19 protein-coding genes and 1 riboswitch are annotated in these 21,900 nt (G+C 33.7%); of the genes, 17 read left to right on the forward strand and 2 right to left on the reverse strand.

What is annotated here, in order from left to right; translation table 11 throughout:
* Positions 1 to 25: 25 nt before the first annotated feature.
* The gene (gene metK, locus OZP10_RS11330) at positions 26 to 1,276 is read right to left on the reverse strand and encodes a methionine adenosyltransferase (RefSeq protein WP_281634713.1); all 1,251 of its coding nucleotides are present in this window, start codon (positions 1,274 to 1,276) and stop codon (positions 26 to 28) included.
* A gap of 549 nt (positions 1,277 to 1,825) precedes the next feature.
* On the opposite strand from metK, the gene OZP10_RS11335 reads away from it, so the two are divergent.
* From OZP10_RS11335 to OZP10_RS11395, 13 genes are all read left to right on the forward strand, one after another.
* Positions 1,826 to 4,672 carry a TonB-dependent receptor plug domain-containing protein gene (locus OZP10_RS11335; RefSeq protein ID WP_281634714.1) on the forward strand — a complete coding sequence of 949 codons (2,847 nt, stop codon included), beginning with the start codon at positions 1,826 to 1,828 and terminating at the stop codon, positions 4,670 to 4,672.
* Between the two features lie 339 nt (positions 4,673 to 5,011).
* Positions 5,012 to 5,188: a hypothetical protein gene (locus OZP10_RS11340; RefSeq protein ID WP_177211093.1), complete on the forward strand. Its 177-nt coding sequence runs from the start codon at positions 5,012 to 5,014 to the stop codon at positions 5,186 to 5,188.
* A gap of 68 nt (positions 5,189 to 5,256) precedes the next feature.
* Positions 5,257 to 6,561: an O-acetylhomoserine aminocarboxypropyltransferase/cysteine synthase family protein gene (locus OZP10_RS11345; RefSeq protein ID WP_281634715.1), complete on the forward strand. Its 1,305-nt coding sequence runs from the start codon at positions 5,257 to 5,259 to the stop codon at positions 6,559 to 6,561.
* 230 nt (positions 6,562 to 6,791) lie between these two features.
* Positions 6,792 to 7,880, forward strand: coding sequence for a homoserine dehydrogenase family protein (locus OZP10_RS11350; protein WP_281634716.1), 1,089 nt, complete (start codon positions 6,792 to 6,794; stop codon positions 7,878 to 7,880).
* A 639-nt stretch (positions 7,881 to 8,519) separates the two neighbouring features.
* Complete coding sequence (locus tag OZP10_RS11355) at positions 8,520 to 8,738, forward strand: hypothetical protein (RefSeq protein WP_281634717.1); 219 nt, start codon at positions 8,520 to 8,522, stop codon at positions 8,736 to 8,738.
* 189 nt (positions 8,739 to 8,927) lie between these two features.
* Positions 8,928 to 9,035: riboswitch (SAM riboswitch) on the forward strand.
* Positions 9,036 to 9,112: 77 nt separating this feature from the next.
* Entirely contained in the window at positions 9,113 to 10,096 is a 984-nt protein-coding gene (locus OZP10_RS11360) for an alpha/beta fold hydrolase (protein WP_281634718.1), read from the forward strand.
* 1 nt (position 10,097) lies between these two features.
* Complete coding sequence (gene thrA / locus OZP10_RS11365; protein ID WP_281634719.1) at positions 10,098 to 12,512, forward strand: bifunctional aspartate kinase/homoserine dehydrogenase I; 2,415 nt, start codon at positions 10,098 to 10,100, stop codon at positions 12,510 to 12,512.
* Positions 12,513 to 12,578: 66 nt separating this feature from the next.
* A complete protein-coding gene (locus OZP10_RS11370; RefSeq protein ID WP_281634720.1) occupies positions 12,579 to 13,136 on the forward strand; it encodes a hypothetical protein in 558 nt (185 codons plus the stop codon).
* 16 nt (positions 13,137 to 13,152) lie between these two features.
* Positions 13,153 to 13,578 carry an OsmC family protein gene (locus OZP10_RS11375; protein ID WP_281634721.1) on the forward strand — a complete coding sequence of 142 codons (426 nt, stop codon included), beginning with the start codon at positions 13,153 to 13,155 and terminating at the stop codon, positions 13,576 to 13,578.
* A 151-nt stretch (positions 13,579 to 13,729) separates the two neighbouring features.
* On the forward strand, positions 13,730 to 14,902 hold the full coding sequence (locus OZP10_RS11380) for a trans-sulfuration enzyme family protein (RefSeq protein WP_281634722.1): 1,173 nt from the start codon (positions 13,730 to 13,732) through the stop codon (positions 14,900 to 14,902).
* Between the two features lie 96 nt (positions 14,903 to 14,998).
* Positions 14,999 to 15,508: an alpha/beta hydrolase gene (locus OZP10_RS11385; RefSeq protein WP_281634723.1), complete on the forward strand. Its 510-nt coding sequence runs from the start codon at positions 14,999 to 15,001 to the stop codon at positions 15,506 to 15,508.
* A 73-nt stretch (positions 15,509 to 15,581) separates the two neighbouring features.
* Positions 15,582 to 16,085, forward strand: a complete 504-nt coding sequence (locus OZP10_RS11390) for an RDD family protein (RefSeq protein WP_281634724.1) — start codon at positions 15,582 to 15,584, stop codon at positions 16,083 to 16,085.
* 156 nt (positions 16,086 to 16,241) lie between these two features.
* Positions 16,242 to 16,652 (forward strand): RrF2 family transcriptional regulator, encoded by a 411-nt coding sequence (locus OZP10_RS11395; protein WP_008466594.1) that lies wholly within the window; start codon positions 16,242 to 16,244, stop codon positions 16,650 to 16,652.
* A gap of 70 nt (positions 16,653 to 16,722) precedes the next feature.
* On the opposite strand, the gene OZP10_RS11400 is transcribed toward OZP10_RS11395, so the two are convergent.
* Entirely contained in the window at positions 16,723 to 17,505 is a 783-nt protein-coding gene (locus OZP10_RS11400; RefSeq protein ID WP_281634725.1) for a sulfite exporter TauE/SafE family protein, read from the reverse strand.
* Positions 17,506 to 17,817: 312 nt separating this feature from the next.
* Here OZP10_RS11400 and OZP10_RS11405 point away from each other — a divergent pair, with 312 nt between their 5' ends.
* The 4 genes from OZP10_RS11405 to OZP10_RS11420 all read left to right on the forward strand — a co-directional run bounded on the left by OZP10_RS11405 (position 17,818) and on the right by OZP10_RS11420 (position 21,873).
* Positions 17,818 to 18,720: a sulfite exporter TauE/SafE family protein gene (locus tag OZP10_RS11405; RefSeq protein WP_281634726.1), complete on the forward strand. Its 903-nt coding sequence runs from the start codon at positions 17,818 to 17,820 to the stop codon at positions 18,718 to 18,720.
* A 25-nt stretch (positions 18,721 to 18,745) separates the two neighbouring features.
* Positions 18,746 to 19,456 (forward strand): phosphoadenylyl-sulfate reductase, encoded by a 711-nt coding sequence (locus OZP10_RS11410; RefSeq protein ID WP_281634727.1) that lies wholly within the window; start codon positions 18,746 to 18,748, stop codon positions 19,454 to 19,456.
* 150 nt (positions 19,457 to 19,606) lie between these two features.
* The gene (gene cysD / locus OZP10_RS11415; RefSeq protein WP_008466601.1) at positions 19,607 to 20,506 is read left to right on the forward strand and encodes a sulfate adenylyltransferase subunit CysD; all 900 of its coding nucleotides are present in this window, start codon (positions 19,607 to 19,609) and stop codon (positions 20,504 to 20,506) included.
* A 122-nt stretch (positions 20,507 to 20,628) separates the two neighbouring features.
* A complete protein-coding gene (locus OZP10_RS11420; RefSeq protein ID WP_281634728.1) occupies positions 20,629 to 21,873 on the forward strand; it encodes a sulfate adenylyltransferase subunit 1 in 1,245 nt (414 codons plus the stop codon).
* Positions 21,874 to 21,900: the final 27 nt, after the last annotated feature.

A 21,900-nucleotide genomic window follows, 5' to 3' on the forward strand; every position in this document is an offset into this window, starting at 1 on the left:
TCTAAGCTAGTCTATAAATCTAGATTTACAATCCAAATGCAGCTTTTACTTGGTCAACAAAATCAAGTTTTTCCCATGTAAACAACTCAACAGTAACTGTTTTTTCTTGTCCTCCTGGAGCAGAGAAAGTTTTAGTAACCGTTTCTGGTTTACGTCCCATGTGTCCGTAAGCAGCAGTTTCGCTATAAATTGGGTTTCTTAATTTTAATCTTTGCTCAATAAAGTAAGGACGCATATCAAAGATAGCTTCTACTTTTTTAGCGATTTCACCGTTAGTTAAGTTTACTTTAGAAGTTCCGTAAGTTTCAATGAAGATTCCCATTGGCTCAGCAACTCCAATTGCGTAAGAAACTTGAACTAAGATTTCGTCAGCAACACCGGCAGCAACTAAGTTTTTAGCGATATGACGTGTGGCATAAGCAGCACTTCTGTCTACTTTACTTGGATCTTTTCCAGAGAATGCACCACCACCGTGAGCACCTTTTCCACCGTAAGTATCCACGATAATTTTTCTTCCTGTTAAACCAGTATCTCCGTGAGGTCCTCCAATAACGAATTTTCCTGTTGGGTTAATATGGTAGTTGATTTTATCGTTGAATAAATGAGCGTGCTCTGGGTTTTTAGCGATAATTCTTGGAATCAAGATTTCGATAATATCTTTTTTGATTTTAGCCAACATTGCAGCTTCTTCATCAAAATCATCATGCTGAGTTGAGATAACAATCGCATCAATACGAGTTGGTTTGTTATCGTCGCTATATTCTAAAGTAACTTGAGATTTAGCATCTGGACGTAAATACGTGATTGCTGCGTTCTCACGTCTTAAAATAGCTAATTCTTGCAATAATTTATGAGATAAATCTAATGCCAATGGCATGTAGTTTTCAGTTTCGTTTGTAGCGTAACCAAACATCATTCCTTGGTCACCTGCACCTTGTTCTTCTGGCTTAGCTCTGTCAACACCTTGATTAATGTCTGCAGACTGCTCGTGAATAGCTGATAAAATTCCACAAGAATTTGCTTCAAACATATATTCACTTTTAGTATATCCAATTTTACGGATTACCTCACGTGCAATTTGCTGAACATCAAGATAAGTATTCGATTTTACTTCACCTGCTAAAATAACCTGACCAGTTGTAACTAAAGTTTCGCAAGCTACTTTTGAGTCAGCGTCAAATGCCAAAAAGTTGTCAATTAATGCATCCGAAATTTGATCTGCAACTTTGTCTGGATGCCCTTCACTAACAGATTCTGACGTAAATAAATAAGCCATAATAATGTAATAAAAATGTATTAGTTTTAAATTTAAGCGAGGAAAATAATTGCTAAAAAGGGCTAAAGGAGAGTTTCTGCTTTAGCATTTTTTACTGCTGAAATGAATCTTTCAGCATTCACAATGAAACCATTTCATTATGAAGAGGTTGCAATCAGTTCAAATTTTTCCTCTGTTTCGGGTGCAAAGGTATGAAACCATTTTGATTTGCAAATTAAAGTTCAACTTTTTTTATTTTTTCTAGCAGAAATTTAACAATAACATACTATTTTGATAGGGTAATAGAAAATATTTTGCTTTTTGTTTGGCTGATTAAAAAATAGTTTGCAACTTTGCCCCGTTAAAACAAAAGAAACAAATGAAATTTACAGTTTGCAATATGATGTCTTGTAAGATGCCGGAGTTATCCGCAGAGACACTATTGTAGTTATTTTTCAATAAAATATAAATAGAACCTCTGCCGAATCGCAGAGGTTTTTTTTATGTCAAAAATAAATCTGTAAGATTTTTTTTAAGCCAAATACAATAATTAATCAGTAAAAAAAAGAAATGAAGAAAAATGTACTAATCGTTTTAGGTCTTGTGACTTTTTCAGGACTTTATGCTCAAGACAATAAAAAAGAGCAGGATAGTTTAAAAAACAACGAACTGTCTGAAGTTACTATTATTGGATCAAGAAGTAAAAACAGAGTTAAAACAGATGTGCCTGTTCCAGTTGATGTTTTCAATGTGTCAGAAATAACAAAAGGAGCACCTCAAACCAGTGTAACTCAAATTTTAAATTATGTTGCTCCTTCGTTTACGAGTAACCCAACATCTACGGCAGATGCAACAGACCACGTCGACCCTGCGCAATTAAGAGGATTAGGACCAGATCAGGTTCTGATTTTAGTAAACGGAAAAAGAAGACATACAAGTGCTTTGGTAAACATTAACGGATCGCCAGGAAGAGGATCTGTTGGAACAGACCTAAATGCCATTCCGTCTTTTGCCATAGAAAGAATAGAAGTTTTAAGAGATGGAGCTGCCGCACAATACGGTTCTGATGCGATTGCGGGAGTTATTAATATTGTTCTAAAGAAAAACGCTAATTATCTAACAGGAGGAATTCAATATGGAGCAAATTTATCTTCGGGGTCAAATAATTTTGAAGGAGGAGCAGACGGACAAACTGCCCAAATCGATTTAAATTACGGAACTTCATTGGGCAAACCTGGAAGTTTCTTAAATATCACAGGAACTGCGGTAACGAGACAAGCAACAAGCAGAGCAGGAATTAGAAGCAATGCTATTTTTAATGCTTACAATGCAGTAGAAAATAGAGCGGCACAAGATGGTGTAGAAATTAACTCTTTGTTTAGCAACATTAATACGACTACAAATTCAGCTCAGATTTTGTCTTCTTTAAAACAATATGCGCCGCAAGTAAGTTATTTTACAACAGCACAGCAAAACGCCATAGCATCAGCTTCAACAATTGCGCAGATGCAGACCGCTTTAAATTTTGATGTTACTAATAATGAATTGGCTTATAGAGGACAGCAGAGAAGTGATTATAATATGAGTGTTGGTCAGTCAGAATTGGCTTCTGGACAAGCATATTACAATGCAAAATATCCATTAACAGAAATAACTTCTTTGTATTCTTTTGGTGGAATATCGTACAGAAGCGGAAAATCGTATGCATTTAATAGATTGCCAAATGGTTCTGGAACTTTCACGCAAGTGTATCAAAACGGATTCTTGCCAGAAATTGAATCAAAAATTTTAGATGCTTCTGCAGCAGTTGGTGTAACTACAGAATTGTTCGGATTTGATACCGATTTGAGTACCACTTTAGGAACAAACTCTTTTAATTATGATGTAAATAATTCCATCAATGCAACTTTAGGAACAAATTCTCCTTTTAGTTTTGATGCAGGAAAAGTTTCGTTTTTACAAAGCACAACTAATTTGGATTTTAGTAAAAAACTAGATGTTCTTTCTGGACTGAATGTTGCTTTTGGAGGTGAATTCAGATATGAAAACTACGAAATTAAAGCAGGAGAAGAAGCTTCTTACGGATTGTATGATGTAAACGGAAATTTAGTTTCAGGAATTCTGCCAAGCAATTCACCATTGATTGTAACTGACTTCTTTGGAAACAAACGTGGAGCAGGAGCTCAAGGATTTTCAGGATTTCAGCCTTCGGATGCTAAAGAAAAAAACAGAAAAAGTGGCGCCGCTTACATAGATTTAGAATTGAATGCCACTGAGAAATGGCTCATAAATGGAGCTGCACGTTATGAAAACTATTCAGATTTTGGAAATACGGTTACGTTTAAACTGGCTTCTCTTTTAAAATTAAATGATAATATCAATTGGAGAATTTCTGGACAGACTGGTTTTAGAGCGCCTTCTTTACAGCAAAGATATTTTGAGTCAAGTTCTACTCAATTTATAAACGGTTCTCCATATCAAGTTGGTTATTTTACAAACGATTCGCAAGCAGCAAAAAGCATTGGAATTGAAAGTTTAAAACCAGAAAAATCAAAAAGCATCAGTACAGGATTTACATTTAAAATTCCTGAAGCTAACATAACCATTGCTACTGATGCTTATTTTACAAGAATCAATGACAGAATTGTACTGTCTGGACAATATTCTAGACCAACAGATGCGCAGATTGCAGCGGCAACTTCGCCAGAACAGGCAGAGGCGTTGACTTTATTTCAGCAGGCATTTGATTTGAAAGGTGTAGAAAGAGCTTCATTCTGGACAAACGGAATCGATTCTGAAACAAAAGGTATTGATTTGGTAATTTCTCAGAAATATGATGTAATTCAGGATTTCACAATTAGAAACGATTTTGCATTAAGTTTCAACGAAACCAAAAGAGTAGGAGATCTGCATATTCCGCAGTCTATCGTTAATGCTGGAGGAGAACCTTACATCTATTCTTTCTTTCCAGAATCAAGCCGAGTATATTTGGAAGAAGCGATTCCAAAATTGAAAGCCAATTTCATGACTACTTTCAATATTAAAAAACTGGATATTTATTTAAGAAATAGCTATTTCGGAAAAGTTACAGACCCAGGAGCAACAGATGTGAATTTAGACGGATTTTCTTCTGTGTATGAACACCCGGAATACAGCGCAAAATTGGTTACCGATTTATCTTTAGGATATCAGATCAACGAGCATTTGAGAGCAACAATTGGGGTTAATAATATAGGAGATGTTTATCCAGACCGAAATAATCCTGCAACTCCAGCCTTTACAAACACAACGCCAACTTTGTCGCCTGCACCAAGTACAGATTTGACAAATGCGAATCAGTTTGCGTATTCAAGAGCAGTTTCTCAATTCGGATTAAACGGAAGATTTGGTTTTGCCCGTTTGAGCTTTAAATTTTAATTAAATAAATTTCTTTCAAGTCTTTATTTGAAAGGCTTGAAAGAAATTTCAAAAAAAAATAGTACAAAATTTCAATTTTAATTTGGTCGTTAAAAAAATACTTATTACATTTACTCTATCGAATTAGTCGAATTTAAAAATTAGTCGAATTCAAATTTTAAATAAAAATGAAAACAATAGCAAAAGGAAATATGATGTGTTGTAAAATGATGCAAATGTGCATCCAAATTTGCTGTTGCCAAAAGTGAAAGAGACAATCTTTGTTATAGTTAAACTATAAGCCCTTTTGGTCGCCATCCGAAAGGGCTTTTTTATTTCCAACATTTTAAATTTTAAATCATGAATACACTAGATATAAATACAATCGCATTTCAATACTTATTAAGAAATAATAATTCGGAAGAGACATCAACTGAAACGCTAAAGTATGATCCTGCACAGCAGACAAAAACACAAAAATCATTACTATTTCATTTATATGATCTTGAAGAAGAAGCCGAAGATATTTTAGCTTAAATCAATTTTAAAAATCAATATCAATTACAATATAAAACGTATTAACAATACCTAAAAACTTAAAAATCATGAGCACACAAAAATTTGCAACAAACGCATTACACGCAGGACACGACGTAGCTAAAAACGCAGGAACTAGAGCCGTGCCTATTTACCAGACATCATCATATGTGTTTAATAACGCCGATCATGCAGCCAATTTATTTGGTCTTGCCGAAGCCGGATTTATTTATACCAGATTAAATAATCCAACAAATGACATTTTAGAACAGCGTCTGGCAGCACTCGAAGGCGGGATTGGAGCTGTTGTTACGGCTTCTGGAGCATCGGCGATTTCTACAACTTTGTTGACTTTGCTAAAAGCGGGAGATCATATCGTAGCTTCAAACAGTTTATACGGAGGGACTTATAATCTTCTAAAAGTTACCTTGCCAAGATTAGGAATTACTACCACATTTGTAGATCCTTCAAAACCTGAAAACTTTACAAAAGCAGCAAAAGAAAATACAAGAGCTTTCTTTGTTGAGTCTCTAGGAAATCCAAAATTAGATGTATTAGACTTAAAAGCAATTTCGGCAGAAGCCAAAGCATTCAAAGTACCATTTATAGTAGACAATACAGTTGCGACACCTTATTTATTAAACCCAATTAAATATGGTGCCGATATTGTAATTCATTCCTTAACAAAATATATCGCAGGAAACGGAACTTCATTAGGAGGCGTTATCATTGATGCTGGAAACTTTGATTGGGCAAACGGAAAATTCCCAGAATTTACCGAGCCATCTGCAGGATACCACGGATTAGTATATCATGAAGCCTTAGGAAATGCAGCTTTTATTGCAAAAGCTCGAATTGAAGGACTGCGTGATTTTGGTTCTGCTTTGAGTCCATTTAATGCTTTTCAGATTATTCAAGGATTAGAAACGCTTCCAATCCGAATCAAGAAACATAGTGAAAATGCTTTGGCGCTAGCCGAATGGTTAGAGAAACAAGATGAGGTAGTTTGGGTAAATTATCCAGGTTTAAAATCTAACAAATATCATGATCTGGCTAAAGAATATTTGCCAGAAGGCCAAAGCGGCATTATCACTTTCGGATTAAAAGGTGGTTTTGATGCGGCCAAAAAAGTGGTAGATGATACAAAACTATTCTCTCTGCTGGCTAATATTGGTGACACAAAATCACTGATTATTCACCCTGCAAGTACGACACACCAGCAATTAACAGAATCAGAGCAAATAGAAACTGGAGTTTCTAAAGATTTGATTCGTCTGTCTGTCGGAATTGAAGATATTGAAGATTTAATTGCTGATTTGCAAACTGTTTTTGAGAGCGTTTCGCTTTCTCAATTCAGCATCAATAAAAATTAGGTTTTTTTGTTTTTTGTTTGAAAAATTGCCTTTAGCGAGTGGTTTTGCTAAAGGTGATTTTTTATGAAAAACACCATTATAAAATTTAAATCATATAAGGAATATAAGTGCATTTTAGAAGAAGCGTAATGTAAAGACGCACCACAGTGCATCTAGTTTTGTGATGCAAAAAATATTAAATGAACTTACATCACTTATATGGTTTTAAAAAATTAAAAATGTTAGAAATTATGTCAAAGCTTAAAATAAACATTATCCTTTTCGGAATTGGTAATATCGGAAGCACTTTGATTAATCAAATTGTAGAAAGTCAGGAGTTTTTTCTGGAAAGTAAAAATGTCGATTTTCATTTTCCAATTATAACCAATTCTACGGTTGCTTTTTTTGAGAAAGAAGGCGTTGGATATGCTTGGGAAACCAATTTTAGACAATTGGCTGTTCCTTTTAAAGTAGAAGATATTGTCGAATTTGCACAAGAAAATGAATTCGAAAACTTGATTGCTGTAGACGCAACAGCCAGCGATGAATTGGTGAAGCATTACAATACGTTAATCAAAAATGGATTTAATATTGTAGCGGTAAACAAAAAAGCCAATACGCTCCCGATTGACTTATATAAAGAGCTACGAGCAGATCTTAAAAAGTATGACAAGGAGTTTTTTTATGAAACATCTGTTGAGGCTGGAATTCCTGTTTTGCAAACCTTAAGAGATTTGTATTACTCGGGAGAAAAAATCACTAAGATTCGAGGGGTTTTCTCTGATAATTTGAGTTATGTCTTTAATCGATTTTCATCGGAAGATGTTTCGTTTTCGTCTGTTTTAAAAGATGCAAGCCTTTTAGGTTTAATGAAATCAAACTTCAAAGAAGATTTATCAGGAAATGATACAGCAAGAAAGCTTCTGATATTGGCTAGAGAAATTGGAAAAGATTTTGAGCTTTCAGATATTAAAATTAAGCCGTTTATAACCGAAGAACATTTGGAAAAAAATGGTGTGTTAAATAAAGACGCAGTCGATAAATCTTTTAAGATTGCCAAAATTACTCAGGCAGAAAATCATGTGCTTCGATATGTAGGAGAATTTGATGTTGAAAAAGGCACTTTGGAAGCCAAATTAATTTCTGAACCAGTCGATTCTCCAATCGGACAATTAAAAGGTTCTGATGCCATTTTTGAAATTTATACCAAATCGTACGCCGATATTCCAATCGTAATTCAGAGTGCTCCGCCATGTAAACAGGCAATTTCAAGAGGAATTATAACGGATATTCTGAAAATTGCAGAACGAATTAGGATTAAAGAAGCCGTTTGGCTATAAATTTTTAGAAAAAAAGAAAAAAAGTTCTTTGATAAATTGATTTGTCAAATGGAATTGTTAAGGAAAATATGTTGTTTTTGTAAGTTTTTTACCTTTATTATTTCGTTTTCGTTTTTGTAAGATGTTTTTTGTCGTTAAAAAACTGATTTTTAACGATTTTTGTAATTAAATTCTTGAATTTAATTTGTGTAATAAAAAAAATATTTGCATATTTGTTATACCCAAAAACTACTAGAAATCAAATGAACTTAAAAGTCAACAAAATGTTTTGTGCCATTTCGGTTAAGACCGAGGCTGGGGTGTCTATTGCTTAAAAAAATTGTAAGAATACAATAATAATATAGTAAAAGCCTCCCAAGAAATTTTGGGAGGCTTTTTAATTTACAACAAATGCAGAATTTAAATAAAATACAATATAAATCACAGATGAATAAATCCTTACAGATGAACAAGATGTTTACTGTCGCGCTTATTTGCGCATACGTCTGTTGATACTAAAAGTATAAATGAGTTTAAAAACTTAAACCCTTTTGGTATCTAGAAAATCCAAAAGGGTTTTTTTATTCCCGAAAGGGGCTTAACACAAACATAAAAGAGAAATAAAGATTATAAAACGCAACTTAACTAAAACTTAATATCATGAGCACATTGAACTACTTAGCAGAAAAAATTTCAGATTTGAAAAACAGAAGGACTAGAAAAAACAATCCGCCACCACCAATAAACGAATTGGCTCACCCAAGATTCGGAATAACAGAGGCTGAAATCACAGAGGGAGGTAAAGCAGCTGAGAAAAAAGCACCTAACTCTTTATTGTTTTTGATGTATTCAAAAGAAAATGAAACGCTTTTTATCTAAACGTAAAAGCATCATAAACTAGGGTAAAACCTGCTTAATTTTACTGGGCATTTTTGTTCGGTAAATTTTTGCGTATAATAGTTTTTGCTAAAATAAGTCTCAGAAATTTAACAAACACTTTTAGATAAAATTTGTTTGTTAGAGAAAATAGTAGTTAATTTGCACCGTTAAGTTCAAAAACGTATTGAAATGTTATAAAGAAAGGACGAGGGATTAGACCCGATGAAGCCTTAGCAACCCTTCGGTAAAACGAAGAAGGTGCTACATTCTACCACGCCAAACGTGGAAAGATAACAACAAGATTTTTTCTAGTTAAACCTAGTTTTTCTTTTTAATATTTCCATATACAAATCAATAATACAACAGATTTGAAATTGGAAAATATACCAAATCCCATTATAATTCAAGATTTCATCACAGAAAGTGGTGCAACTTATCATTCTATACCATTAAGTTTTACGCTGGCAGGACAACCTTTGCACAGCGCACCGATTGTTTTAGTAAACCATGCTTTAACTGGAAATTCGCAAGTTACTGGCGAAAATGGCTGGTGGAATGACTTGATTGGTGAAGGTAAAACCATCGATACTGCTGTTTATACCATTTTGTCTTTTGATGTTCCAGGAAACGGAAACGATTCTTTCTTAATCGATAACTATTTAGATTTTACAGCAAGAGACATTGCAAGAATTTTTATCGAAGGCGTAAAAACTTTACATATCGAAAAGCTTTTTGCGGTTATTGGAGGTTCTGTTGGTGGCGGAATTGCTTGGGAAATCTTAGCATTAGCGCCAAATATCACAGAAAACCTTATTCCGATTGCGAGCGACTGGAAATCGACAGATTGGCTTATCGCAAATTGCTTTTTACAAGAGCAAATTCTCAATAATTCGTCGAAACCAATTGAAGACGCCAGAATACATGCCATGCTTTGTTACCGATCGCCAGAATCATTCAAAGAAAAATTTCAGCGCACAATCAATCAAGATCTTTTGATTTTTAATATAGAAAGCTGGTTGGCACATCATGGAAAAAAATTGCAGAAAAGATTCCAATTGTCTTCTTATAAATTGATGAATCAGTTGCTTAAAACAATTGATATTACTAGAAATAGTGAAAGTTTTGAAAACTTATTGGCTAAAACAAAAGCTTCAATTCATATCATCGGGATCAATTCAGATTTGTTTTTTACAGCAAAAGAAAATGTTGAAACCTATGAGGAATTGAAGAAGTTTAAAGACAATGTTTTCTATAGCGAAATTGATTCGGTTCACGGACATGACGCTTTTTTAATCGAGTACAAACAATTAGATCATTTACTTGCCGACATTTTTAAGGCAGAAACAATAAAGAAATAAAATGAAAGTATTAAAATTTGGAGGTAAATCGTTAGCAAACGGAGAAGGGCTTAACAAAGTTGTTTCAATCATTTCTGATAAAGTAAGTCAAGGTGAAAAAATTGCCGTTGTGGTTTCTGCACGCGGAAACGCTACTGACGAATTAGAGTTTATCTTAAGCATTGCAGCTAAAAATGGCAGTTACAAAGAATTATTAGAAAATTTCAAAAAATATCAAATATCAGATTATCCACAGGTTGATTTATCTGAAGAATTTAATGTCTTAGACAAACTTTTTGAAGGAGTAAGCTTGATTGGTGATTACAGCAAAAAAATCAAAGATCAGATTTTGTCTAAAGGTGAATTGCTTTCGGCTAAATTGTTGACAGCAATTTTATTGGAAAAAGGAATTCCTGCCAATTTTGTAGATACAAGAGATTTGCTGAAAACAGATTCTAAATTTGGCGATGCGCAGCCTTTAGAACAGCTTTCAAAGAAAAACGTAGTAAATTATTTTAAAGAACATAACGGCGAAACGGTTAATATAGTTACAGGCTTCATTGGCTCAAACAACAACAACGACACAACTACTTTAGGTAGAAATGGCAGTAACTATACCGCTTCGTTAATCGCAAATTATTTAAATGCAGAAGAATTACAAAACTTCACGCATGTAGACGGAATCTATACGGCAAACCCAGATTTGGTTGCCGATGCCAAGAAAATTGAATATTTATCTTTCAATGAAGCAAATGAGCTGGCAAATTTTGGTGCAACAATTCTTCATGCTAAGACGATTATTCCTTTGTTGGAAAAGAATATTCCGTTACGAATTTTAAATACTTTCAATCATGAAAATCGCGGAACTTTAATTACATCGGATTCTTCTAAAGAAGGAATTAAAACACTTTCTGTTTTAGAAAATGTCTCTCTTGTAAATCTTGAAGGACGTGGATTACTTGGAAAAGCGGGAGTAGATGCCCGAATTTTTAAAGTGATGGGTGATCACAATATCAGTGTGAGCATCATTTCGCAAGGTTCTTCAGAAAGAGGAATCGGATTGGTTGTAGCAACTGAAAAAGCTACTCTTGCGATGGTTGAATTAGAAAAAGAGTTTGAAAATGACTTTTATTCTAAAGATGTAAATCAGATTACAGTAACAGATAATGTATCTGTAATTTCGATTATTGGTCAAGATTTAAGTACTTTCCATAAACCATACACCGCTTTAATCAAAAATAAAATTGTTCCGATTTTATTCAACAACACAGTAACAGGTAAAAACGTGAGTTTGGTTGTTAAGAAAGAGGAATTAAATAAAGCTTTAAACGTAATTCACGGAGAGATTTTTGGAGTTTCAAAGAAAATCAACATTGCGATTTTTGGTCACGGATTAGTTGGTGGAACTTTAATCAATCAGATTTTAGAATCGGCTGCGGCAATTGAAAAACGTAAAGACATTAAGCTGAATGTTTTCGCTATAGCAAATTCTAAAAAACTGCTTTTAAATAAATACGGTGTTAACAGCAATTGGAAAAGCGAAATTGAAACCAAAGGCGAAGCTTACACCATAAAAGATATTATTGCTTACGCGAATGAACATCACTTAGAGAACTTAATTGCGATTGATAACACCGCAAGCGCAACTTTTGTTGAGAATTATATTCCGCTTGTAGAAAGCAGTTTCGATTTGATTTCTTCAAATAAAGTAGCTAATACTTTGAGTTATGGTTTCTACAAGGAATTGCGTAAAGCATTGGCAGAAAGCCAAAAGAATTATTTATATGAAACCAATGTTGGTGCAGGATTGCCATTAATTGATACGATTAAATTATTGCATCTTTCAGGAGAAAATATCACGAAAATTAAAGGAGTTTTCTCTGGAACATTAAGTTATTTATTTAATAATTTCTCTGCTAAAGATGCGCCTTTCAGCGAAATCTTGCAAGAAGCAATAGATAACGGATATACTGAACCAGATCCGCGTGAGGATTTATGCGGAAATGATGTTGGTAGAAAATTATTAATTTTAGCTAGAGAATTAGATTTGCAAAATGAGTTTGAAGAAATTTCAATTCAGAATTTAATTCCAGAGCACTTACGTGAAGGAAGCGCTACCGATTTCTTGACGAAATTAAAAGAATTCGATCCAATTTATGCTAAAATAAAAGCAGAACAACAGCCAAACCATGTTTTAAGATACATTGGTGAATTGTCTGGAGATTTGCAGAATGACAAAGGAAATCTAGAAGTAAAATTAGTTTCGGTGCCAAAAGATACTGCACTAGGCGGATTAAAAGGTTCTGATTCTTTCTTCGAAATTTACACAGAATCTTATGGAGATCGTCCAATAGTTATTCAGGGAGCCGGTGCGGGTTCTGCGGTAACAGCAAGAGGAGTTTTCGGAGATATTTTGAGATTGTCTGATAAAGGATAATAATGCAATAGCAATAAAAGAAAGAAAAATCTTAAATTCGGGACTTAATTAAATAGTTTTAAAAGTATGAAAAAGATTTTTATCTTATTGTTGATTTCAAATAGTATCATGGCTCAGGTTTCTAATGTTATTAGGAACAAAGACAGTTATACTCAGGATGTTTTTCCGTACAAAGGAGTAAGAATAATTCAGGTTGATGAGGTAAGCTCTCCAGGGAATGAAGAAAATGTTTTTATTTTTTCTAAGATTGAAAAAAATGTTATTCCTGACAAAATGTATTTCCAAAGGTTTACGAAAGTAAATGATAAATGGGTTTTAAAATCGATTTTGGAAGTAAACCACAACGGAATTATTTCATCTTGGGGAAGCCGAAAAGCATTTGGAGATTATAATAAAGACAAAAGTGTAGATGCTCTTTTTATTTACGGATTATACAATACTGATTTTAAGCAACAGTCAGTTCATCTTGTATTTTCCCAAAAAGATAAATTTTACAGCATAGAGTCAAGTGTTTCAGATAATTTTGGAACAGACAAGTTTTCAGATAATTTTAAATCTTTAGATGCAGAATCTAAAAAACAGGTTTTAGAGTATTGGAATAAATTAGATAAAAAAGACAAATAACTTAGGAATAAATACCATGAAAGTAACTTTAAACAGAGTAAATGATGCATTTCATTTCAAAGTGAAAAATGAACGCGGTCACATAGTTGACGTTGACAGCAGAGCCGAATTTGGCGGAAGCGATTTAGGTGCAAGCCCAATGGAATTGGTATTAATGGGAGTTGCAGGATGCAGTGCTATTGATATGATTTCGATCTTAAAAAAACAACGTCAGGAAATCACTTCTTTCAACGCTGAGGTTGAAGGAACTAGAGTTCAAATCGAAGAAGCAAAACCTTTTAAAGAAATCGATGTGGTTTTTTATTTAGAAGGAGAAATCAATCCTGATAAAGCAAAAAAAGCGGCTCAACTTTCTTTTGAGAAATACTGTTCGGTAGCTAAAACGGTTGAACCAACAGCGACAATTAAATACAAAGTTGTCTTGAACAACGAAGCTTTATAAATTAGATAATTTGTCAATTAGATAATTAGAAAACGCTCAGATTGCGCATAAATAATTGACTTGTTTTTGGTTTAGATTTCAGTATTAAAACGTAAAACGTGAAACCTGAAACTTGAAACAAAAAAAACAAAAAAACAAAAAACAACACACAATGAATACAGAAGAATTTGGTTTTGAAACACAAGCCATTAGAACACAATTAGAAAGATCTCAATATTTAGAACATTCGGTGCCTTTGTACCTTTCATCAAGCTTTGTTTTTGAAGATGCTGAAGATATGAGAGCTTCTTTTACAGAAGAAAAAGAAAGAAATATTTACAGCCGTTTTAGCAATCCAAACACATCAGAATTTGTAGACAAGATCTGCAAAATGGAAGGAGCCGATTCTGGTTATGCATTTGCAACAGGAATGGCAGCAGTATATTCTACTTTTGCCGCTTTGTTAAACTCTGGAGATCATATTGTTTCTGCGAGCAGTGTTTTTGGTTCAACTCACGCTTTGTTCATGACTTATTTCCCAAAATGGAATATCGAAACTTCTTATTTCGAAATCAATAAGCCGGAAACAATCGAAAGTTTCATTAAGCCAAATACCAAAATATTATACGCCGAATCTCCAACAAACCCTGGAGTTGATGTAATCGATTTAGAATTGTTAGGAAATATTGCTAAAAAGCACAACTTGATTTTAATAATCGACAACTGTTTTGCAACGCCTTATTTACAGCAACCAATTAAATTTGGAGCGCATTTGGTTATCCATTCAGCTACTAAATTGATTGATGGTCAAGGACGCGTTTTAGGCGGAGTAACAGTTGGAGATGCAGAATTAATCAGACAGATTTATTTGTTTTCTAGAAATACAGGACCAGCTTTATCACCGTTTAATGCTTGGGTTCTTTCAAAAAGTTTAGAGACTTTAGCTGTTCGTGTAGACAGACATTGCGAAAATGCATTAAAAGTTGCTGAGTTTTTAGAAAGTCACCCGAATGTAAACAGCGTAAAATATCCGTTCTTGAAATCGCATCCGCAATACGAAATTGCTAAAAAACAGATGAAAGCTGGTGGAAATATCATTGCATTTGAAATCAAAGGAGGAATCGAAGCGGGAAGAAAATTCTTGAATTCAATTCAACTTTGCTCATTATCTGCAAATATTGGAGATACAAGAACGATCGTTACGCATCCAGCTTCTACAACACACAGCAAATTATCTGAAGAAGATCAATTAGCAGTTGGAATCACACAAGGTCTTGTTCGTGTTTCTGTTGGTTTAGAAACTGTTGAAGATGTAATTACAGATTTGAAGCAAGCATTGGCTTAAACATAAAATATAATAACTTGAGGGGCTATTTTTTAAATAGCCCTTTTTTGTATATTGAAATTTCTAATTCACAAAATAGCATTTTAAGAGGAAAATATGAAATCAAGATTACTGATTTTGTCAGATTTGTTTGGAGGCAATCCTGAATGGATTCAGACTTATATCGAAACTTTAGGACTTAGATTTGATGTTCAATATTATGATGTTTTAAAATTAGCTCAGATTGATTCTTCAAGTGATGAAAAGGAAATCCATAATCAATTTTTGAATGGCGGAATTGAAAAAGCAGTAAATAACTTATTGGATTTGGAGAGCGGAAATGCTTCAGTTTTAGGTTTTAGCATTGGTGGAACAATTGCTTGGAAAGCTTGTTTAAGAGGTTTAAAAGTTACAGAGTTAGTAGCTGTCTCTTCGACAAGATTGCGTTTTGAAAATGAAGTTCCCAATTGTAAAATCAAACTTTATTTTGGAAAGAGGGATTCAAATATCCCAAAATATGAATGGTTTTCAGAGCTCGGAATTTCAAATTTAATTTTTGAAAATCAGGATCATCTTTTGTATCAAGAAAAAGAAAATGCATTTCTAATTTGTGATGATTTTTTGTAGTTTTTTGCTTGAAAATTATATTTTTGTTGCAACTAAAATTATAGCCAAAAGTTTAACTAACAATTAATTGCACATGAGTAATTCTACTTACGTTTTAGATGGCAAATTATTAGTGTCTGCTGGGGCACGTTTTTTAAATTACATAATTGATCTTTTTATATTTTTTATAATCCTGATTGCAATTGGTGCAATGATAGGTATTCTTTCTGCATTATTTGGGCTTACAGGATTAGCAGCGTGGATGGATGGTTTAGGCGATTTAGGGTGGAATGTCATTGCTATTATAGTTTCTCTGGTTTATTATATTACTATGGAAGCTTTATTTGGAAGAACGGTAGGGAAATTTGTTACAGGTTGTATTGTTGTAGATGAAAACGGTAAGAAACCAGATTTTGGAACAATTGTTAAAAGAAGCTTATGCCGTTGTATTCCTTTTGACGCTCTAACTTTTTTGGGAGGCTCTAGAGGTTGGCATGATTCGATATCAGAGACCTATGTTGTAAGTAAGAAGGCTTTGGATGAAGAAATAAAAACGTTTCATGAATTCAATTTAATAGGTGTAGAAGAGGCAAATTAATTAAACTATACTAATTTAGTAGAATATAAGTTTGGATCTGTTATATTCTCATTTAAAAAGATTATTTTTGTTGCAGAAAATATACGTATTGTTTGTTTTAGTTCATTTTGGTAATTATCGGAACTAGAATTTGCAGTTACAATCTAAAACTTAAAAATGCTTTCAAAAAAGACAAAATACGGAATTAAAGCTCTTACATATTTAGCCAGAAGAGAAAATAATGAACCTGTGCAAATTGCCGAAATTGCTAAAAGCGAGCATATTTCGATAAAATTTCTGGAAAGTATTTTGTTGTTGCTTAGAAATTCAGGTTTTCTTGGTGCAAAAAAAGGAAAAGGTGGGGGGTATTATCTGATAAAAGATCCCAAAGATATTAGTATGGCTAAAGTATACAGAATTCTTGAGGGACCCATAGCATTATTGCCTTGCGCGAGTCATAATTTTTATGAAAGATGTGATGATTGCGATGATGAATCAACTTGTGCAGCACGACGTTTAATGACCGAAGTTCGTGATAATACACTTAAGATATTAGAAAGTAATTCTCTGGCAGATATTGCATTTTAAGAAATACTATTATTTATAAAACAAAAGACCATTTCTGAATTTGAAATGGTCTTTTTCTATATATGATGTATTAGAAAATCAATTTATACCCAGCTAAGAAAAGCATTACTGCGATTGCATTTCTAAGAAACTGATCAGGCACTTTTCCGCTTAGCATACTTCCCATATAGATTCCAGGAAGCGATCCCATTAATAATTGACCCAATAAACCTAAATCTAAATTTCCCATAGAAGCATGCCCAAGACCTGCAACTAGAGTTAATGGGACAGCGTGCGCAATTTCAGTTCCTACTAAACGAGGAGTTGGTAAAAGCGGATAAAGGAAAAATAAAGTTACTGTTCCTAAAGCTCCTGCTCCAATGGAGGTTAGAGTTACAGTTGCGCCTAGTAAAACTCCAATTGCAATCGTAAGCATATTTTGAGTGGTACTTTCGCTATGAAATTTATCTCCAGCATGTTTTTGAGAAAAAACTAAAAGTTTCTTTTTGAATATAATCGCTACCGAAGTAAACAATAAAGCCCAGCCTAAACTATATTTAATAACGCCATTTATAGTTTCAATATCAGTTTTAATACTGTTTAAAATCCATAATGTGATTAAAGAAGCGGGAACACTGCCAAGAGTGAGCCAGCCCGTAATTTTCCAGTTGATATTGCCTTTTTTATTGTGAACAAAAACACCACCTGCTTTAGTAAACGCAGCGTACAATAAATCGGTTCCTACTGCGGTTGTTGGCGGAATATTAAAATATAATAAAATAGGAGTCATTAATGAGCCTCCACCAACACCTGTTAATCCGACAATAAAACCAACTGCTAAACCTGCAATTACAAGACCGATCTGAAAATCCATGAAAAAATATTTGCCGCTAAAATAATAACAATTTTATAATTATCCTATAGATTTTGTAGAGATTAAATATGTATTTTTGCGGATCACAAAATTGAAGCGTGTTGTTAAAATAACAAGAGACGGCATTTAATTTGTTAAAATAATCACTAATTCCTTTTTAAATCTCTTTTAACTTGGTTTATAAGACTATAGCTAATGTAAAAAAGTAAATATATTGTTTTGATATTTCGAAATATATAGTACTTTTGCAAAGTAATCTACTAAGCCGATAGGGTAATGGATTTTTAAGAGTAAAAAAACAATTCTTAAAATATGGAAAATGAACTTAAGTTAAACAACGCTATAGTAAAGTCTGATTCTTTATTAAAGGAAAAATTGTGGGTTGTAATACCTGTTGTTTTGTTGTTAGGTTTGGCAGTTACATTAATTTATAATCATCACGCCGAATTTTCGTGGGATGGTTTTGTTCAGGGATTTGATGAAAATCTTTTAGCGTTTTTCTTAATTGGTATTTTTGCACAATTAGTAGATGGCGCTTTAGGAATGGGGTATGGAGCTACTTCTACATCATTTTTATTGGCTTATGGAGTTTCGCCAGTTTTGAGCAGTACGGCAGTTCACGTTTCAGAGATGTTTACCACAGGAGCATCGGCGCTTTCGCACCACCGCTTTGGAAACATCAATAAAAAATTGGTTAAACATTTATTGATTCCAGGAGTTTTAGGATCAATTACAGGAGCTTATTTATTATCAGATGTTATTGACGGAGATATTATTAAACCATTTATTGCGGTTTACATGATTGTTCTGGCAGTTGTAATTATCAGAAAGGCTCTTAGAAAAAGTGTTGTAAAAAAGAAAACTAAGAAATTAGGAGTTTTGGCAGTGTTTGGTGGTTTTATGGATTCTGTTGGAGGAGGCGGTTGGGGGCCAATTGTGACTTCAACGTTATTAGGAAGAGGAAGAAACCCGAAATATACCATTGGGTCTGTAAATGCGGCTGAGTTTGCGATTTCATTTGCAAGCGGAATTACTTTCATGCTTTTTGGTGGAATTCACGGCTGGCAGATAATTATCGGATTGATTTTAGGAGGAGTTATTTCAGCGCCAATAGCAGCTTATTTGGTAAATAGAATCAAAAGAAAACCAATGATGGTTGCGGTTGGTGTTCTAATTATAATATTGAGTTTAAAAACATTATCTAAATTATTGTAAAAGATAATTTTAGAAAGGAGAGATTATGAGTGCGATTATTGTACAAGAATTATTAGAGAAAACTAAAGATTTTTCGCTTGACGAAACCTTAGTTTTTTTAGCAAAAGAGTTTCCAGGAAAAGTAATTTTCTCAACATCTTTTGGTCAGGAAGATCAGGTAATTACCGATTTTATTGCAAAAAGTGACACAGATATTACGGTGTTTACTTTAGATACAGGAAGATTGTTTCAGGAAACGTATGATGTTTTTCACAAAACATTAAAAAAATATAAAAGACCAATCGAAGTGTATTTTCCTGAAGCAACAGCGGTAGAAAATCTTCTGAAAACAAAAGGACCAAACAGCTTTTACGATTCGGTTGAAAATAGAAAAGAATGCTGTTTTATTCGAAAAGTAGTTCCGTTACGAAAAGCTTTGGCAGGAAATTCGGTTTGGATAACAGGTTTAAGAGCTGAACAATCGGAGAACAGACATGATTTAAGTTTGTTTGAATACGACGGAAATTTCGAAATCATCAAATTCAATCCGTTACTAAAATGGACTTTAGAAGAAGTTGAAACGTATCTTTCGGAAAATAATGTTCCTCAAAATGTTTTACACAAACAAGGTTTCGTAAGTATTGGATGCGCGCCGTGTACGAGAGCGATTTTTCCAGGTGAAGATATCAGAGCCGGAAGATGGTGGTGGGAATCAAGCCATAAAGAGTGTGGGCTTCACAGTGCTAAGAAAGAGTAGACTTTTTAGAAGAAAGAAGCAAAAGGCAAGACTTTTTTAGAGGATAGAAAATAGATTATAGAATAAAGAGTGGAGATTTTTAGATCAGGGAACTTGAAACTTTAAACCTGAAACAAAATTTTCACAACAAAAATATCAAACAAAAAAACAATGAGTTCAGTATTAAAAACAAACGCTTTAGAGAGTGAAGCGATATACATTTTCAGAGAAGTAATTTCACAGTTTGACAAACCGGTTTTACTTTTCTCAGGAGGAAAAGATTCTATTACATTAGTGCGTTTGGCGCAAAAAGCATTTTTCCCTGCTAAGATTCCGTTTCCTCTTTTGCACGTTGATACGGGACACAATTTCCCTGAGACGATTGCTTTCAGAGATAAATTGGTAGAAGAATTAGGTTTAGAGCTAATCGTACGTAATGTTCAGGATGCTATTGATGAAGGAAAAGTGGTGGAAGAAACTGGGAAATATTCTAGTAGAAACAGCTTGCAGACTACAACACTTTTAGATGCAATTGAAGAATTTAAGTTTGATGCTTGTATTGGTGGTGCACGTCGTGATGAAGAAAAAGCAAGAGCTAAAGAACGTATTTTCTCTGTTCGTGATGATTTCGGACAATGGGATGAAAAAAATCAGAGACCTGAATTGTTTGATATCTTGAATGGAAAAATAGAAAACGGACAAAACGTTCGTGTTTTCCCAATTTCAAACTGGACAGAATTAGATGTTTGGAGCTATATCGAGAAAGAAAAAATCGAGATTCCGTCAATCTATTTCTCACATAAAAGAAAAGTTTTTTTGAGAGACGGTTTAATCTGGTCGCATTCTCCTTTTGTGTACCAAGAAGAAGACGAACAAATCGAAGAACGAATTGTTCGCTTCAGAACCGTTGGAGATATGAGTTGTACAGCAGCTGTTGAATCTTATGCAGCAACAATCGAAGAAGTTGTAGGCGAAATCAGATCATCAACTATTTCTGAAAGAGGAGCCAGAATCGATGACAAACGTTCTGAAGCTGCAATGGAGAAAAGAAAACAACAAGGTTATTTTTAATTGATAATTAATAATTAACAATTGATAATTAAAAAGTAGAATCAAAAAAACAAAAACATACAGATTTATAAGTTTCGAAAGAACGTGAAACCTGAAACTTTAAACCTGAAACAATATATAAGATGGACGTTTTAAAAATAGCAACAGCAGGAAGTGTAGATGACGGAAAAAGTACTTTGATCGGGAGATTGTTGTACGATACAAAATCATTGACGACTGACAAAATAGAAGCAATCGAAAAAAGCAGTAAACAAAAAGGATACGATTACCTTGATTTTTCTTTGGCAACTGATGGTTTAGTGGCAGAAAGAGAACAAGGAATCACGATTGATGTTGCACACATTTATTTTTCGACTGCAAAGAAAAGTTACATTATTGCCGATACTCCTGGTCACGTAGAATATACAAGAAACATGGTTACAGGAGCTTCGACTTCTCAGGTTTCTATCATTTTGATTGATGCCAGAAAAGGAGTTATCGAGCAGACTTACCGTCACTTTTTCATCAATAATTTATTGAGAGTAAAAGAAGTAATCGTTGCCATCAACAAAATGGACTTAGTAGATTACTCAGAAGAAGTTTTCAATAAAATCAAAGCCGATTTTGAAGCTTTGAATGCAAAAAGTACTTTCAAAGAACAAAACGTAAGCTACATTCCGTTAAGCGCAATCAACGGCGGAAACGTTGTTGACAAATCAGAAAACATGCCTTGGTACGATGGACAAACGGTTTTGGAACATTTAGAAGGATTACATGCTTCTGATGTTTACGAAGCAGGAAAAGCACGTTTCCCAGTTCAGACAGTTATTCGTCCGAAAACAGAAGAATACCACGATTTTAGAGGTTATGCTGGAAAATTATACGGAAACTCAATTAAAGTTGGAGATGCTGTAACAGTTCTTCCTTCTTTAACAGAATCAAAAGTATCAAAAATTCATTTTTTCGATAAAACATTTGACGAAGCTACAGCTGGTTCTTCAATTACAATCGAATTAGAAAATGATATCAATGTAACAAGAGGCGATATGATTGTAAAATCAGATGAGCTTCCAAAAATTGAAAAAGACATTACGACAACAGTTTGCTGGATGGACAGTAAAAAACTGGTTCCAGGAACTAAATATTTGGTACAGCACAATACAAACAGAGTTTTAGCAAAAGTAGAAAGCATTAAAAACACAATTGCTACAGATTACTCTGGAACGACAGAAGCTTCACAATTAGCTATTAACGAAATTGGAGAAGTAACGATCAAATTAAGCAAACCGTTATATTTTGATTCATACAACGAAAACAAATCAAACGGAGCTTTCATCTTAATTGATACAGCAACAAACACAACAGCAGGAGTAGGATTCATTCGCTAGTTGATAGTTGATGGTTTTTGGTTGATA

Origin of the sequence: Flavobacterium luteolum, from assembly GCF_027111275.1 — a bacterium.
GTDB classification, from domain to species: domain Bacteria; phylum Bacteroidota; class Bacteroidia; order Flavobacteriales; family Flavobacteriaceae; genus Flavobacterium; species Flavobacterium luteolum.

Excerpts from the sequence above, each read along its gene's own strand:
- OZP10_RS11345 (WP_281634715.1), top strand. The coding sequence starts at position 5,257 with ATGAGCACACAAAAATTTGCAACAAACGCATTACACGCAGGACACGAC.
- OZP10_RS11340 (WP_177211093.1), top strand. The coding sequence starts at position 5,012 with ATGAATACACTAGATATAAATACAATCGCATTTCAATACTTATTAAGA.
- OZP10_RS11370 (WP_281634720.1), top strand. The coding sequence starts at position 12,579 with ATGAAAAAGATTTTTATCTTATTGTTGATTTCAAATAGTATCATGGCT.
- OZP10_RS11355 (WP_281634717.1), top strand. The coding sequence starts at position 8,520 with ATGAGCACATTGAACTACTTAGCAGAAAAAATTTCAGATTTGAAAAAC.
- OZP10_RS11405 (WP_281634726.1), top strand. The coding sequence starts at position 17,818 with ATGGAAAATGAACTTAAGTTAAACAACGCTATAGTAAAGTCTGATTCT.
- OZP10_RS11395 (WP_008466594.1), top strand. The coding sequence starts at position 16,242 with ATGCTTTCAAAAAAGACAAAATACGGAATTAAAGCTCTTACATATTTA.
- OZP10_RS11380 (WP_281634722.1), top strand. The coding sequence starts at position 13,730 with ATGAATACAGAAGAATTTGGTTTTGAAACACAAGCCATTAGAACACAA.
- OZP10_RS11350 (WP_281634716.1), top strand. The coding sequence starts at position 6,792 with ATGTCAAAGCTTAAAATAAACATTATCCTTTTCGGAATTGGTAATATC.
- OZP10_RS11390 (WP_281634724.1), top strand. The coding sequence starts at position 15,582 with ATGAGTAATTCTACTTACGTTTTAGATGGCAAATTATTAGTGTCTGCT.
- thrA (WP_281634719.1), top strand. The coding sequence starts at position 10,098 with ATGAAAGTATTAAAATTTGGAGGTAAATCGTTAGCAAACGGAGAAGGG.
- OZP10_RS11400 (WP_281634725.1), bottom strand. The coding sequence starts at position 17,505 with ATGGATTTTCAGATCGGTCTTGTAATTGCAGGTTTAGCAGTTGGTTTT.
- OZP10_RS11410 (WP_281634727.1), top strand. The coding sequence starts at position 18,746 with ATGAGTGCGATTATTGTACAAGAATTATTAGAGAAAACTAAAGATTTT.
- OZP10_RS11335 (WP_281634714.1), top strand. The coding sequence starts at position 1,826 with ATGAAGAAAAATGTACTAATCGTTTTAGGTCTTGTGACTTTTTCAGGA.
- metK (WP_281634713.1), bottom strand. The coding sequence starts at position 1,276 with ATGGCTTATTTATTTACGTCAGAATCTGTTAGTGAAGGGCATCCAGAC.
- OZP10_RS11375 (WP_281634721.1), top strand. The coding sequence starts at position 13,153 with ATGAAAGTAACTTTAAACAGAGTAAATGATGCATTTCATTTCAAAGTG.
- cysD (WP_008466601.1), top strand. The coding sequence starts at position 19,607 with ATGAGTTCAGTATTAAAAACAAACGCTTTAGAGAGTGAAGCGATATAC.
- OZP10_RS11420 (WP_281634728.1), top strand. The coding sequence starts at position 20,629 with ATGGACGTTTTAAAAATAGCAACAGCAGGAAGTGTAGATGACGGAAAA.
- OZP10_RS11385 (WP_281634723.1), top strand. The coding sequence starts at position 14,999 with ATGAAATCAAGATTACTGATTTTGTCAGATTTGTTTGGAGGCAATCCT.